Annotated in this window: 14 protein-coding genes; 3 read left to right on the top strand and 11 right to left on the bottom strand. The window is 43.8% G+C overall.

The genetic code is table 11. From position 1 onward, the window contains the following. Positions 1-35: 35 nt before the first annotated feature. The 6 genes from J2Z48_RS12415 to J2Z48_RS12390 form a co-directional block, all read right to left on the bottom strand. On the bottom strand, positions 36-1,301 hold the full coding sequence (locus J2Z48_RS12415) for an ATP-grasp domain-containing protein (RefSeq protein ID WP_307253985.1): 1,266 nt from the start codon (positions 1,299-1,301) through the stop codon (positions 36-38). 173 nt (positions 1,302-1,474) lie between these two features. After that, positions 1,475-2,836 (bottom strand): amidohydrolase family protein, encoded by a 1,362-nt coding sequence (locus J2Z48_RS12410; RefSeq protein ID WP_307253984.1) that lies wholly within the window; start codon positions 2,834-2,836, stop codon positions 1,475-1,477. 21 nt (positions 2,837-2,857) lie between these two features. Continuing rightward, a complete protein-coding gene (locus J2Z48_RS12405; protein ID WP_307253983.1) occupies positions 2,858-3,415 on the bottom strand; it encodes an inosine/xanthosine triphosphatase in 558 nt (185 codons plus the stop codon). Positions 3,416-3,433: 18 nt separating this feature from the next. Next, the gene (locus tag J2Z48_RS12400) at positions 3,434-4,306 is read right to left on the bottom strand and encodes a thymidylate synthase (protein WP_307253982.1); all 873 of its coding nucleotides are present in this window, start codon (positions 4,304-4,306) and stop codon (positions 3,434-3,436) included. Positions 4,307-4,521: 215 nt separating this feature from the next. Further along, positions 4,522-5,337 carry an SPL family radical SAM protein gene (locus J2Z48_RS12395; RefSeq protein WP_307253981.1) on the bottom strand — a complete coding sequence of 272 codons (816 nt, stop codon included), beginning with the start codon at positions 5,335-5,337 and terminating at the stop codon, positions 4,522-4,524. Between the two features lie 99 nt (positions 5,338-5,436). Further along, complete coding sequence (locus J2Z48_RS12390) at positions 5,437-5,838, bottom strand: nuclear transport factor 2 family protein (RefSeq protein WP_307253979.1); 402 nt, start codon at positions 5,836-5,838, stop codon at positions 5,437-5,439. Between the two features lie 121 nt (positions 5,839-5,959). On the opposite strand from J2Z48_RS12390, the gene J2Z48_RS12385 reads away from it, so the two are divergent. The 3 genes from J2Z48_RS12385 to J2Z48_RS12375 all read left to right on the top strand — a co-directional run bounded on the left by J2Z48_RS12385 (position 5,960) and on the right by J2Z48_RS12375 (position 8,967). Next, positions 5,960-6,535, top strand: a complete 576-nt coding sequence (locus J2Z48_RS12385; protein ID WP_307253978.1) for a CGNR zinc finger domain-containing protein — start codon at positions 5,960-5,962, stop codon at positions 6,533-6,535. Positions 6,536-6,770: 235 nt separating this feature from the next. Further along, entirely contained in the window at positions 6,771-8,339 is a 1,569-nt protein-coding gene (gene abc-f / locus J2Z48_RS12380; RefSeq protein ID WP_307253977.1) for a ribosomal protection-like ABC-F family protein, read from the top strand. A 94-nt stretch (positions 8,340-8,433) separates the two neighbouring features. Then, positions 8,434-8,967: a GNAT family N-acetyltransferase gene (locus tag J2Z48_RS12375; protein WP_307253976.1), complete on the top strand. Its 534-nt coding sequence runs from the start codon at positions 8,434-8,436 to the stop codon at positions 8,965-8,967. A 295-nt stretch (positions 8,968-9,262) separates the two neighbouring features. On the opposite strand, the gene kamE is transcribed toward J2Z48_RS12375, so the two are convergent. Genes kamE through kamA form a run of 5 tightly spaced genes read right to left on the bottom strand, consistent with a single transcriptional unit; the run spans position 9,263 to position 15,543 of the window. Next, positions 9,263-10,009 (bottom strand): lysine 5,6-aminomutase subunit beta, encoded by a 747-nt coding sequence (gene kamE / locus J2Z48_RS12370; RefSeq protein ID WP_307253975.1) that lies wholly within the window; start codon positions 10,007-10,009, stop codon positions 9,263-9,265. Then, positions 9,990-11,588: a lysine 5,6-aminomutase subunit alpha gene (kamD, locus tag J2Z48_RS12365; RefSeq protein ID WP_307253974.1), complete on the bottom strand. Its 1,599-nt coding sequence runs from the start codon at positions 11,586-11,588 to the stop codon at positions 9,990-9,992. Before kamD ends, kamE begins: the two co-directional genes overlap by 20 nt. Next, entirely contained in the window at positions 11,551-13,224 is a 1,674-nt protein-coding gene (kamC, locus tag J2Z48_RS12360; protein ID WP_307253972.1) for a lysine 5,6-aminomutase reactivase ATPase KamC, read from the bottom strand. Before kamC ends, kamD begins: the two co-directional genes overlap by 38 nt. After that, on the bottom strand, positions 13,214-14,230 hold the full coding sequence (gene kamB, locus J2Z48_RS12355) for a lysine 5,6-aminomutase reactivase subunit KamB (protein ID WP_307253971.1): 1,017 nt from the start codon (positions 14,228-14,230) through the stop codon (positions 13,214-13,216). Before kamB ends, kamC begins: the two co-directional genes overlap by 11 nt. Further along, positions 14,227-15,543, bottom strand: a complete 1,317-nt coding sequence (gene kamA / locus J2Z48_RS12350) for a lysine 2,3-aminomutase (protein WP_307253970.1) — start codon at positions 15,541-15,543, stop codon at positions 14,227-14,229. Before kamA ends, kamB begins: the two co-directional genes overlap by 4 nt. Between the last annotated feature and the right edge of the window lie 10 nt (positions 15,544-15,553).

Below are 15,553 nucleotides of genomic sequence, written 5' to 3'. Positions count from 1 at the left end.
CTCCTCATCATCAGCTCAACTAAACTCCGCTACATCTACTCAGCGATTTGTAATTCGATCTTTTCTAATGCTTCCGAACATAAAACAGATGCTCTTTCATAACTATTGGAGACCGCGATGATATGGCCGATTCGGTCAATGTTATTAATCGGAACTCCGATTTTTTGCCCTTCTTCCACATAGATCTCAACATCCACGATCCCTTCCTCACCGTTTGAGGAAACGTTCTGGATTCCTTCCAGTCGACCAATCGATTCAATCACTCCTTCTCGCTCGCTCGTGATAAACTGAATCGCCGCAAACTGATGATTCCTTGGCGTTACATCAGGAAATTGCCCCATCGAAGCTTGAATGTAGACAATCCCCTCATCAATCCCACAAGCATGCAATAAGAGATTCGGAATCTTATCCCCTGGCATTCTCGCCCCTACTTCAATAATCTTTACACCGTCCGGAGTCAGCTTCAACTCGACATGACCAATCCCATTTTTCAATCCCAGAGAATGAACAGCCAACTTCGTCATATCCATCACCAGCTTCTGCTCACGAGGACTTAACTTAGATGGAAGAGTGTGACCAATCTCGGCAAAGTAATTTCCTGTAGTAGTCGTTTTATCTGTAATCGCCAGTACGCTTACGTCACCGTTGAAAACAACTACTTCGACACTCACCTCTGGTCCAGATAGAAACTCTTGAATCAAGATATGATCGTCCAAAGGCATACCGTGAGGGAACTCCACATTACTCTCTCGAATCACTTCAAATGCTTTCTTTAGCTCTTCTTCGCTGTTCACTTTAAAAACACTACATGATCCTGCATTCGAAGATGGCTTAATCACGACAGGATAGCCGATTTTAAGTGCTCCCGCGATGCACTCATCCCACGTTTGAACGATGACCGTTTTAGCACAAGCCACTTCATTCTCTACAAATTGTAGATGCATCAAATCTTTTCTACGTAGCGCCTCACATGTAAGCGGATCATGAGTAGGTAGACCTAATTCGCTGGCGACTTTCACCGTCATATCCGAAACGAACTCGAAACCCGCTACTACTCCCTCAATCCCCACTCTTTTGCAATACGCAACCATATCGGCAATCGCCTCTGCTTCGACGCAGAAGTTCGTAAACAACGTATGGTCGATCATTTCCTTCAACTCAGCCGAATAGTTTTGCTGATACAAGTCTTCATGCGTAACCACGTGAACCTCGGCACCCATTCTTCTCGCGCTCTTCAAAAGCTCGATACCACCTGAACAATTCGGCTCCACGATCATGATTCTTCTTTTATCTTGACTCAATGTCCTCGACTCCCTTACTTCATTCATATAAAGCTGTTTAATTCGATTTGACTACTGGGTCTAGACCGGAGCATGTATCTGCCCACAGCCTATTACTCTGCTAACGAAATCTCATACTGATTTTAAAGACTCAACCCACTACCAACTCCGCATCAAAGTAGCATTGCCCTCGGTTAATGTCGCAACGAATCAACAGACTCAAGCTCCTGCAAATGCTTCATCAGCGGTGCCGCCAGCCTCGATTTAATGCTGTAGAATTTCTGATTTATAAACTCCTCATCCATCCGCTTAAACTCATAGTCGTCAATGACGAGTTCACCACCGATTACTACATACCTCGCCAACGACGTCATAAGGACTTCGGTGATCAGAAGCAACGGATTAAATTCGTTAATCGGGGCATGTTCCAGAACGGAGAAGATCGCTATGTCTGCTTCCCAGCCCTCTTCAATCACGCCGACCTGGTTTAAACCAAGAGCCTTAGCACCCTCAACCGTGATCAATTTAAAAATTTTCTCGAAGTCTACTTGCTTTTCCTTGCTCATCACACGCTGTGAAAAGTAGGAAAATAGCGCGTCAGCCATCAAGTTATTTTGTGGATTGATCATTCCAGCATCCGTTCCGAGTCCTATGCTACATTTTCCATCGCTTAATTTTAGCAACTCGAACAATCCAGCCTGTGCAAAAGCATTCGCCAACGGACAACTTACTAGCTTTACGGGCAAATTTGCTATGAGTTCAACTTCTTTTGGAGTTAGAAAAGAAGCATGAATTAACAAAGTGTTTTCAGTCAATATATTAAGACTGTTTAGAAATTCAACACTGTGTAAACCATGTACTTCTTTGCATTTGTTCGATTGCGTTTCACCTTCACTCACATGTAGCGAAAACAGTACTTCCTTTCGCTTTGCCACCTCGTAGAGATCCTTCATAAACTGAGGAGACGAAGTTAATTCAGAAGAAGTCCCAATGGACAACGAAATACGATCACTGATGTCACTCGTTAAAAACTGATCCACTCGCTCAAATGCTTGTTCATCCGAAATCACTTGGGGCGATACACCATTGCCGTTCCATTTCTCATTGACGGCATACGTTAGGAAACAACGAATCCCCGATGCCTCGGCAGCCTTTAAGTCTGGTTCGTATCGACTGGTAAATACACCTGTCGTGGTAACGCCCATTTGAATCATTCGCTTGTAGCTGTACACAGAGGCCCAGTACTGATCCTCGTCCGACTCTTGGCCATTCTGCTGATGAATCAAAGAGAGAATCGTAGGAAGTGATTGTCCTAAGAAAAGACCTCGATATAGATCTTTACTCGGATGCAGATGAGCATTTGTCATTCCAGGAATACATACGAGATTCTCACCATCCACAACCCTACCTGAAAAGCCACTCTCTGCCAAAAAGAGTTCTACTTCCGACTCACTGTAGAAAATCCGCTTTATCTTTTGCTTCTCCATCACGATGGAACCAAAGCGAATCTGACAATTACGGTCTAAAAAATGAGTGTTTTTGATGACTAGATCCATGTTCTGATCATCCTAGCCTGTTTATTTTTGAGGTACTGAGCGTTGATCCCCTACATTGGCAGGATTATGAAGATATCCCAGCGCACAAAGAGCTGCATCCTCAAACTCTTGAACCCTCGTATAATGTAGATTGGTAAACAAACCGTTGCTCCCTACCACTGGCATCTTGGAAAGATGTTCCGAAGGGTAATCCGCTTTTACCACATCGCTAAATTCTACATCAGCCGAAATTTTGCTACTGATAAATCGAGGAACCATCACCTGAGAACTAGCTCCTAAGCCATATTCGTTTTTCGTACCGTCGACAAACAAGCACCATCCGTATAAGAACATCCCGAATTCATGATTCGAAATCAATCCTTCAAACGAGACATAGGCATCGTAATCTCCTTTGATCTCTCTTGCTCGATCAATTCGATTCCAACAACCTTGGATCGCTTCCTGATCATTGGTTGGTGTTTTGGAAACTCCTGAATCGACTGAAATCGTTTCGATGATAGCCAGATCGTAGAATCGGTCTACTATATTTTGTAGTGCTTTCTGCTTTGCCTCATTGGTTGAGGTTAGTAAGATTCTCATGTACTATCTCCAATCTACTTACGTAGCGTTTTCATAAACCCATTTCATCACTTCACTGTTTGAAGTACCGTTGTAGATATCTTCCAATACTTCGCTTGCATTTGTAATCTTTGGCATCATAACTGCTTCTTGATGCACGAAACTATTGGAAATATCCAAAGCCTTATCTGCATGTCGATCATAGATTTGCGTAAAATTACTAGCCATCATGGTATAACCTAGCTTCAAATCTGGTACGCCTCTATCTACTAGATCTTGATAGACAAGCTCTGTTAGAAACGAAAAGAAGCCCATATCATATGGCAAACCAGTGATCACATCTGTACTGCGAGAGAATACTTTTGAACACAAAAAGCCCTCTCTAATGAAATAATTAATTGCTACTGTGCAAGGGAAATCTTTCGTTGCCGTTTTGTGCATCCCTTGATTTATATTGATAATAGCCCGTCTTGAATCCCGGTTATCACAAAGGCGTTTGATAACCCAATCATACTGGCTACTAATTTTTACATCTGGAACTGGCTGATAAAACACATAATATCCATAATTCGAATTAATGTTTCCATTCTGATCAGCTAGATGATTCCAAAATTTCGAAGCTTTAGATAATCCGCCATCCACTTTCAGGCTTCCTTGGAAATAAGCGCACAACTCTCTAGCAAAGTATTTGACTGCTTGAGGGCGAGCTGTATGAACCCGATCTCTGGAGTCTAGCAAGAGATAATTCACATCATACGCTTGCAAGGCATCCCCAGCTCTCGTTGAGACCCGATCTCCTTTGTCCAAAATATGGCAAATACCGTGCTTTACTAATTCATCCACGGTATTTGCATGAATATCAATACTTTTCAGTCCATTTAGTATGGAGTCTGTTGTTTGTAGAGATAACATATCTCTCCCCCTAAGGAAAATTTCTTACTGCACGAATTAAAGTATACATAACAATTATAATATGCACAATAGACTAAATTGTATTTTTTTATAGAAGATAGCATTATATTTTAATGAATATTTATATATATGAATATTTATTCCAATCAAAAAATATAGATAGATTCGAAGAAGCTAATCCACTAGACCGATGTCTTTCGAATTAGCTAACCTCATTATATTTCATTAAATACATCCACTTCTTCGAACTCTTCCTTTAAGAGAACCAATACTTTCTTATAAGCTCCCCGTTCAAACCACTGTAACAGGTTTAACTGCTCGTAAAGCTTCTTTATATTCATTCGCTCCGTCCGCCTACCACGACTTCCATCCCCCATAAAGAAATCATCCAGTGCCACTTGGTTCGTGACCCCCCGTAACGTCTTGGCTATATGTTTACTTAAGGGTAACATCGGAGAAATCGAAGCTCTTGTTGGTACCCCCGCTTCCGTAATCTCTCGTAGTGTCGCTAGTCTCGCAGGAATAGGCGGAGCGCTTGGCGTAAATACTTTTCTAACCTTCTCTAAGTCCGTTTCAATCGTCATACTCACGATGATTTTCTGCTCAAACTCGAGAAAGAGATCAATATCCCTTTTTGCTAAGGGAGACCGCGTGTGTATCATCAAGTAATCGATCTCATCCTTCTGGGACAACATCGCTTCAAGAAGAGAACGTGTTAATCCCGCTTTCGCTTCCACCCCTTGATACGGATCGGTCGCAGTACTCATAAAGATGGATACAGGTGTCCCCTTCTTCTTCGCTTTCTGAATCTCTTTTTCTAGCAACTGTGCCGCATTGGTCTTAATATCAACGTACTCTCCCCATTCCGCCTCTCTGTGTTTCGCTGCTGGCATCTCTCGCACATAGCAATACTTACAGCCAAATACACAGCCTACGTATGGGTTTAGGGTAAATGTAAATCGACTTCCATCCAGCGAACCATTGGCAGGCGTTAAAATGGTTCGGGACGTTATCTCCTTAAACTCTACCATGATGATTCCTCATTTGTTTGGCCTGTTTATTTGTTTTTCGTTTTTCTCTTGTTCATTTTAACTCTGCCAAATGTTCAATAGATGTGCAAGAAGGAATCCTTAATATCGCCGCTCCGACACGTCAATTGGATAATCATTTGCACTCATATCGCGCCTCTTCATCAAGCCTTCTGCATCAAATTCCCAATGTTCATTTCCATGTGTTCTCATCCACTGTCTTGTATCTCTATCCATCCATTCGTATTCAAACCTTACGGAAATACGATCATGATTATAACACCACAGTTCCTTCATTAAACGATAATGAAGTTCTTTCGACCACTTACGTTGCAAGAACTCATGAATCGCTTCTTTCCCCATCAAAAACTCCGTTCTATTTCTCCATTCTGAATCGAATGTATACGCTTTCACGACAAGATCCGGATCACAAGTGTTCCACACATCCTCAGCTGCTTTCACCTTAGCTAATGCCATTTCACACGTAAACGGGGGCTTAATCATTTTAAAATCCTCCTATTACTAACCTATTAATTAATGTTATATGGTTACTTTATTTTGTTGTAGCTAACTTGTCAATGATATATTATGAGGTTAGTTACTAGACATGAAGGAGAATCACAAAATGGAAGAGACATTTCCGCTCATCTCAGGGCACATCTCCCTTGATTTAGTAAATACGGAGGTAGTACGGTGGGGGAGCCGTCATAATCTACTATCATCGATCGAGCAACTAGACCTATGGATCAAGCGGATGAACGAAATCGGAGCACTGCCGACAATGGAGCCTGCCCTAGCCTATGGTTCAACCGACGTGTTACATGCTCTACAACATTTCCGTTCCACACTAAGAAATATATTAGAAATAGCAATAAAAGAACAACAACTACAAGCAAAATGGACATCCCAATTAGAAATGTTGATAGAAAAAGCGCCTTTTATCTACAAAATCATAGAACACCAGTTAACTCCAATCCCCGTTGGTAATCCCGTAGATTCCCTTCTCTCGCTCATTTCATTCGATGCACTACAACTTCTCGCAAATAAGGAATGGAAGCATCTTCGACTCTGCAACAACCCTGACTGTGTATTATTATTCATCGATAAAAGAGGACGGAGAAAATGGTGCTCGATGAAAATCTGCGGAAACCGCGTAAAAGTAGCCCGACACAAATCTAGTATTGAGGGGAAAGAAGGCTAATAAGAAGATTCTTAACTTCAACTCCTCTCATCTCGTTTTCTTTTTTTCATACCCTATTGTATAATCATTCTATCTAATCGAAAGGATGGTACGGACCAATGAACAAACAACAATCGGTGCGTGTAGAACAAACAAATGCGTTAGAGTAGGTTGTTGCTGGCATTCATTGTCATCCTTTCAACCCTCTCTAGCGAAAACAACGCCTTATTCGGTGTTATTTGGAGGGGGATTTTTTATGTTTATTTTAGAGATGAATCATGTTAAAAAATGGTTCGGAAATCGTTTGCTATTTTCAATTGATAAGCTTCAAGTTGAATATGGCGAGAAGATCGGCATCGTTGGGCGTAATGGAACGGGAAAAACGACTTTGCTTCGCATGTTGAGTCATGAAGAGGATATCAATGAAGGTATCCTTCGTGTGAAGGGCACGGTCGCATGGATTAAGCAAGAGGAAGATGAAAATGGCTCCTCCTTAAGTGGCGGAGAAGAGACGAAACGCCGCATTACACATGCTCTCAGTCAACAACCTTCTTTGCTATTAGCCGACGAACCCACAAGTCATTTAGATGCGCAAGGGGTCCAATGGCTAGAGAAGGAGTTTGTCAATTATCCAGGTACTCTGCTTATCGTTTCCCATGATCGGGCATTGCTTAACACTATTTGTACACAAATACTAGAGATCGATGGAGAGAAAATCCATATATACAACGGAAACTATCAATCCTATCTAGAGCAGAAAGAACTGGCAACCAATCGAATGCAGTTTGAATACCAACAAGTAGAAAATGAGAAGAAGCGGCTACTAGATGCAGCTAGAAAAAAGAAGTTACAAGCTGAGCGAATGGGGAAAACTCCAACACGTATGAGCACGTCCGAGTCACGGCTTTACAAAGCTGGTAAAGGAGCTCAAATTGCAAAAGTAGCGAAACAAGTAAAAGCATTTGAGAGCCGGATCGAAAAGGTAGGGAAAGTAGAGAAGCCAACAGAGATCAAACCCGTTCCGTTGGATTTACACTATCATCATCCATTAGAGAGTAAAATTTCCCTTCGACTGGAGAATGTTTCGAAGACAATCGGGGACCGCGCTCTATTCCAAGAGCTAACTTGCTCGATTCCTACTGGGGCAAAGGTAGCCGTCATCGGGAAAAATGGTGCAGGAAAGTCTACCTTATTGGACATGATTGTGAATCAAGAATCGGGTGTAAAACTTTCTCCTCAGGCGAAAATGGGCTACTTTCATCAGAAAACACAGAACCTAAAACGAAATCAAACCATCTTAGAAAACGTGAGTGAGCAGAGTAGATATACGAAATCGATGATTCGCACGATCCTTGCTCGTCTGTCTTTCCCAGGAGATACCATATGGCAACGAGTCTCTTCCTTAAGTGGCGGGGAGAAACAAAGAGTTCAATTGGCAAAGATCTTCCTCAGTGATGCCAATTTCCTTGTACTAGATGAACCAACCAATTTTTTAGATATTTCCACACGAGAAGAATTAGAAAAGGTACTCGTCTCTCATCCAGGAACCATTCTATTTTCCTCACATGATCGGCAACTACTCTCTTCTGTAGCCACATTCCTCATTATATTAGAAGAAGGTATTGCAACTTGTTTTAATGGAACCTATGACGAATATCTAGAAAAGAAAAAAGGGAGTTTCTCATCGGAACAAAATCCAGACCAGCTTCTATTACAGTACGAACTAACCGAGGTAATAAGTCGGTTATCTCTTTCTTTAAAAGAAGAGGAAAAAGAAGCATTGGAAAAGAGATATCATGAGATACGTGAATTACTGAAACTGTGAGATAGGAGAAAGGAGCTCTTTCTAAGCAGGTACATGCATTGCATGGTGTGCCTGCTTTTCCTATACACTGTTATCATCGATAGAAGGAGGGGAAATGATGATAAAATCAGGTCTCATTACGTTACGACTTGTTAGCGAGGACGATGTAGAAATCCTCTCAAAATGGCTCACAAATCCGGATGTTCTTTATTTTTATGAAGGAAGAGATCAGCCACAATCTCCTGAGCAAGTACGGAAACAGTACATGAACCACAAAGATCAACGAGAAAAAAGGTGCATCGTAGAATATGATCATGAACCCATTGGATATATCCAATTCTATCCACTAACCGATCAGGAAAAGAAGGACATCGACTATTGGGAAGAACCAAATGTATGGGGCATGGATCAATTCATTGGTGAAACCCATTATTGGAACAAAGGCGTCGGAACTCGTTTGATTTCCTGCATGGTCGATTATCTCATTCATGAGATAGGAGCAAAAGCCATTGTGATGGATCCACAAGCCCGTAACAAAAGAGCGATTCGTTGTTATGAAAAGTGTGGATTTAGAAAAATATCCTTTCTACCACAGCACGAACTACATGAGGGCATAGATGAGGATTGTTGGTTACTAGAATATAAATAGACTGTAGAAAAAGGGACGATTCTATTTTTAAAGTAGAATCGTCCCTTATATTTTAATTGCTTCCATATCTAGATGCCGCCTCTCTCATTTCCAATCCAAACGCTAAAAACTACTTCAACAAAAGTCTTGATCGCTGTTAAACCCTTCATTCTCCCACCTCCATCGTTTCTATCTCTATGCTAATCTGTTTTATATATTCTTCCCATGGATTCATCTTTCAATTCCCTTACTAGTTTGTAAGAAAAAAAAGCACCTCTATTAACTAGACTTCTAATCTAGCTAATAGAGGTGTCATTTATTTCTCCACCCGCTTCGCAATCTCTTGTGAGAAGTAGGAAGCAACGTGTGGGGCGAGGGAGCCAGGACCGAAGCCGGCATCGAAGCCTAGCTCGAGAGCTAGCTCATGCGAGATGCGGGGACCACCACAGATGAGGAGAAAGCGGTCCCGTAACCCTTCGGCTTCAAGTAGTTCGACTAACTCAGTTAAATTGGTGATATGAACGCCTTTTTGGGTGACGATTTGGGAGACGAGCAGGACATCGGCTTGTAATTCGAGTGCTTTGGCAAGGAGGACATCGTTTTCGACTTGGCTACCTAAATTATACGCATCCACCCATGGGTATCGCTCTAAGCCATATTCACCGTTGTACCCTTTCATGTTCATAATCGCATCGATGCCAACTGTATGAGCATCGGTACCTGTACAAGCCCCTACGACGACGACTTTTCGACCGATGTGTTCCTCAATATAGTGATTAATATCGTAGAAGCTCATCACTTGGCTCTCTACCTTTGGAACTTGGATCGTCGTATAATCCACATGATGCTCGCATTTCCCATAGACAATGAAGTAGGTGTAACCCTCTCCTAGATCTTTCATGTGATAGATTTGTGGTTCGGTCAGTCCCATCTTCATCACGAGTTGTCTAGCTGCCTCCTTCGCCTCCTCTCCATAGGGAGCAGGCATGGAGAAGCTTAGCTGCATCACGCCATCGTTCATCGTATCTCCATACGGTTTGACTCTAGTAAGATCGGTAGCCATGGGACACCTCCTCCCGACTGGGTAGCTGTAGACGTTTGCGCAACTCTTGTTCCATAGGGTTGTAGTAATCGACAGACTTTCGGATAACACCTACTAATCCTTTGCCACCGTCTAAGGCTCGCTTCACATCGGCAAAGGTACCCCGATGGATCGCTTCAAAAAAACCCGTTTCCTGTACATCCTCTAACAACTGGACTGCTTCATCGAGCACTTCTTGTGCTCTTTTCTCAATCTTGCCACCCGGACGGAACTGGATTTCCTGCCCTAGATTACGCGCATTATTAAATACATATTGGGCATTTTCAATCGCGAGTTGACGATCGTGGATATGCGGGGTGTGCATCGCTTCCGTCATCATCCCAAGTAGCTGAATTCCTTGACCAGTCATAACACTAATGAGGTTAAATAGCGTATCTTGAATATGCCCTTTAAAGATATTTCCCGTCATATGCTTTGTGGGAGGCATATACTTGAGCGGGGCGTCTGGGAAGATTTGACGAGCCATCTGCGCCTGCGCTAATTCCAGTAAGAAGCCATCCTCTAGCTCTGGACTCATCTCAAAAGCATGGCCCAGCCCCATCTGCTCTTCCGGAAGCCCTGATAGTAACGCAATCTGTTCATTAATAAACTGAGAAGCCAGCACCGTATGAGCGGCTTCTACGGCATCAGCAGTCGTGAGATAATTGTCTTCACCTGTATTAATAATGATACCGGCATAACTGTTAATCATGCGGGAGAATGCTTGATCGATTAGGGTTCGTTGCATGTTGATATCGCGGAAAAGGATCCCGTACAATGCATCATTTAACATCACATCAAGCCGTTCCAACGCACCCATGACGGCAATCTCTGGCATACATAACCCCGAACAATAATTGCAGAGACGAATATATCTGCCTTCCTCTTCGCCTACTTCATCCAGTGCTTGACGCATAATACGAAAGTTCTCCTGTGTAGCATACGTTCCGCCAAATCCCTCGCGTGTAGCGCCATAAGGGACATAATCAATCAAACTCTGCCCCGTTGAGCGAATCACCGCGATGATATCTGCTCCTTGTCTAGCAGCCGAACGGGCTTGCACCGCATCTTCATAGATGTCCCCCGTAGCCACGATGACATAAAGGTACGGCTTTTTTCCTTCTCCCAATGTAGCCAGATACTCATCCCGTTTTTTTCGATTTTGCGCAATGCGGTCTAGTTGTTGATCGGCAATTTGTTTACCAAAGCGACTAATTTCTTCGTCTGATCGAGTCGGGACTTTTGTTAAATCAAGCTCTCCCTGTGCCACACGCTCCGCAATGGTTTGCGCATCTTGTTCCTCGTGCATCATCGCTTGAATCAGCCACGGTGCAACGCCCCTGCCGAGGCCCCCTTTCTCCAATAGATGATCCACTACCCGATTGGGAAGCGGAACATATTCATCATCAATCCCATCAATCCCAAAGAGGCGCGCTACCGTCCGCTCAACCGCCACTGTAGTAAGCGGAGCGATAAATTGATCGACACCCTCTGCAATCTTGCGAGCCGCTTCTCGACCCCTGTTAATCTTCTGTGGATCCAAATGCAATCTCTCTTCCATAATCCCCCTCCTGTATTCTTTGTTTTACAGCTGTCCGCGCCTGTTCTATCACCTTTTCAGGTAGCCCGCATATCTCTGCGATGGAAATGGCTTGAGTTGCCACCACATCCTGTTCCGCAATAGGATCAAGATGATAATCCATCGCCTGATAAAGCAACCGGATCCAATCCTCTGCTTGGTTCGGATAATCTGAATCCCACTTCGGGATAGTAGAAAGCCCCCGTACCCGATAGCCTCGAATTCCCTCGATCTGAAGAGCTTCTGGGAAATGAGTTACATGAACCGCCCATGCCTGAGACTCGTGCAAATAGCGAGTAATCGCACAGCTGATCGCAGAGCCTTCGATTGGATTGGTGCCTCGTCCGATTTCATCTAATAAGATTAACCCTTGGTTTTCCGGATCTCTGTCTATCCACTGCGCAAGTCGATTCATCTCCGCACCGAAACTACTAAGCCCCTGCTCTGCATTTTGATGATCCCCTATCCATGTACGAACCCACGGAAATAATGGGAAACAAAATTCCTCAGCAGGTACATATAAGCCATATTGCGCTAATACGGTGCATAAACCCACCGCTCGCAGGGCAGTCGTCTTTCCTCCCATATTAGGACCGATCAGTAGTGTGCATCCCGGCTTCATCTCTAGCGTAACAGGAGTCATTTCATACCCTTTTTGCATCCAAGCCCCTTGTTCCAGTGGAAGAGTCCCCTTGATCATTCGAACTTGATTCTCTAGATAGACAGGTCTAACCCCATTCCAACTCTGAGCCGCACGACATTTCGCCCATAATAAATCAAGTCTTGTCCATCGTTGTACGAGGCTTTGTAAAAAGGGGATATGATCTCTGAATAGACGATTGATCTGCCGAAACAACAATTGTTCATGAATCGATAGCTTTTCCTGGAAGCTCAGCAACTGCTCTTGCCATACATGCTCCTGTTTATCCGGTACAAGCTCGTAAATCTGTTCATAAATCGTTTCCCGTACCAGCTTGATATCCGGGTCCACTGCAAACACCTTAGCCGATTCTTGGTGCCTGCTGATCACCCATTCCCCTTGGAAATTCGGATTTCGCTGTAATCGCTCGCTAATCTGCTTTTGCCGCTCTTTGCGAAGTTGCTGAATCGCTTTCGTCAGCTGATTCTTCTGCCGATTCATCTCGATCCATTTTGAATCACCTAGCTGCGAAACTTCAAATGTAGTCGTAAAGTGACCCGATTTTTGAAGCAACAGAAGAAGGAAATGGAGTTTTCTCTGCTCTTCCGGATTCATTCTCATAAAGCGCGGACTTGATTCTGAGCTTACAAACTCATCCCACCTGAACCATGTAACTAAGAATCTCTTTATATGAAACCAAGTAAGCGTAGTAGATCGGTCTTGTAACACTTCCTGTAAGGTGAAATCAATATCATCTACTAGTTCACAACAGGTAAGGAAATACGTAGCACGTGATTCTGAAAATAGCTCCATTATCTCTTGTTGATCTTGTAAATCTAGCTCCCACTCTTCTACCCGAGAAAGCGTATAGGGCTTTAATCGACCCTTCCACTTCTTACCTAAAGGAGTATAGGGCGCAACTCGTTTGAGATATTCAGAAATGCGGAGCGCTTCCGCAGTCTCTGAGTCAAGAAACATCTGGATTCCACTCCTCTCGGTATACATCCCAGACGGGTATATCGCCTACTACTTGCTGTATCTGTGTCCGAAGCTCCTCAGGATTTACTTGCCAACCATCTGGAGAAGTAGAATTGATTGAAACCGCAAGTAGATTACTAGGAAACAACACCTGAATCTGGGACCCTTTTACTAGCAAATCAAACAAATAGGTCCAATCCGGGATCGTGATCTCTCCTGTAAAACCACTCGACCGAAGCTGTTCTAAAACGCGTTTCGTCAGTGCACCATGAAAGTAAAGTTTCGTAGCTTGTTTAAGATCTTCCGCTGGAATGTGGCTCCCCTGCGATTGAATCCACTCATGGGAAAAAAACGATACCCATTTTTCATCTATTTGGAGCGCACAAACCTCCCGCCTATAAAATGATTGATAGAGTTCTGTATCATCAGCCGGAGAAGGAAGGAGCAGTTTCGCCATCCACCCCTTTACTTCTTTCACGAGTGCAGGAAGCGATGGCGAAAAACTAGCCCCCACCACTAATATGAACCCATCACTCCAAACGGGGCTAGCCATCGCTTTCCGATTATAGGCTCCATCCACAATCACCTTGGCACATCCGACCTTTTTTAATTGCTCTATACAAAGAGAAGCCCACTGACGAGTAGGCACTCCCGTTAATTTGACAGAGGTATCGCGATTCGCACGAGCTAGATAGACTCGCCCTGCTACCGAATCAATCGGTAGAGCCTCGATAATCTCCCACGCATCTGCTTCGTTTTGGAGGCAAACACCTGATGTTGCCACGATCCAATCCTTATGAACACGTACCTCTGGCTTGGATCGTCCGCTCCACACATCTTGTGCCTCACCATCTACGCCAATGCTGAATAAACCAACCGACTCTGCCGACCATGCTCTGCCCAATCCATTTAAAAAAGTGGTTTTTCCTGCATTTTTAGAAATGCCAACCAGCGAAAGAACTTGTAAATCCTCTCGCTGGCTCCACTGTTTCATCGTTTGGTTCATGTAATTTCTTTCACACCATCACCGCTCTGAGCAGAGGCTGCTTCAATCTCAGCGGCTTTCACTTCCATCTGTTGGCGGCGCTCTTCACGGTTTAGCTGCTTCGGCTCTAGATTAATCTGTTGATTACTCATGAGAGCCGCAACTCCGACCAACTGACGTTCACGCTGGCAATCTTCACAGTTACATTGGGTTGGACGATAATTTTCCGGCTCCGGATACGAGGTGATAACCCCTTCAAAGTTTCGCAAAATCGTTTTCGTCGGACTTTGCGACAGAATATAGTTAGGAGCCACAGGGATTTTTCCTCCCCCACCCGGTGCGTCGACAACGAAGGTAGGAATCGCGTATCCAGATGTATGGCCTCTTAGATATTCAATAATTTCGATCCCTTTCGAGACTGGTGCGCGGAAGTGACCGATTCCTTCTGATAGATCACATTGGTAGATATAGTACGGACGAACGCGAATCTTCACTAGCTCATGCATCAACTTCTTCATCACGTGAGGGCAATCGTTCACCCCTGCTAAGATAACTGACTGGTTACCTAGTGGAACCCCAGCATTCGCTAACATTTCACAAGCCTTTTTAGCCTCTGGTGTAATTTCGCGCGGGTGGTTAAAGTGCGTATTTAACCAAACTGGATGGTACTTTTGTAAAATGTTACACAAGTTTTCGGTAATACGTTGAGGGAATACGACTGGAGCACGTGTACCGATCCGAATGATTTCCACATGCGGAATTTCACGCAAGTTCTTCAGTAGATACTCTAGGATACGGTCATTTACCAACAAGCCGTCTCCGCCTGAAAGTAGCACATCTCGAATCTCTGGTGTACGACGGATGTAGTCGATACAAGCATCCATCTGCTTCTTTGGAACGCCCATGCCCACTTGCCCAGAAAAACGACGACGTGTACAGTAACGGCAATACATCGAGCATTGGTTGGTAATCAGGAATAGGACACGGTCTGGGTAGCGATGCGTGAGACCCGGAACAGGGGAATCGGTATCCTCTAGCAGAGGGTCTTCCATGTCATACGGAGTGCGGTATAACTCGGAAGATACTGGTACTGATTGCATCCGTACTGGATCAGTTGGGTCTTTTGGGTCCATTAGTAATGCATAGTAAGGAGTGATGTTGAGCGGGATGGTCTGATTGGAGATCTCAACACCTTTTATTTCCTCAGGTGCTAGTTCGATTACTTTACTAAGATCATCGTAATTTTTAATGGTATGGGTGAGTTGCCATAACCAGTCGTTCCATTGCTCTTCGGTAACGTCTTTCCATAGTTCGATTTCGCGCCAGTCTCTCATTTAAATTCCT

Origin of the sequence: Croceifilum oryzae (assembly GCF_030814315.1) — a bacterium.
Taxonomy (GTDB): Bacteria; Bacillota; Bacilli; order Thermoactinomycetales; family Thermoactinomycetaceae; genus Baia; species Baia oryzae.
The sequence above is the reverse complement of the archived record's forward strand: the minus strand, read 5'-3'. Positions and strand labels throughout refer to the sequence as shown.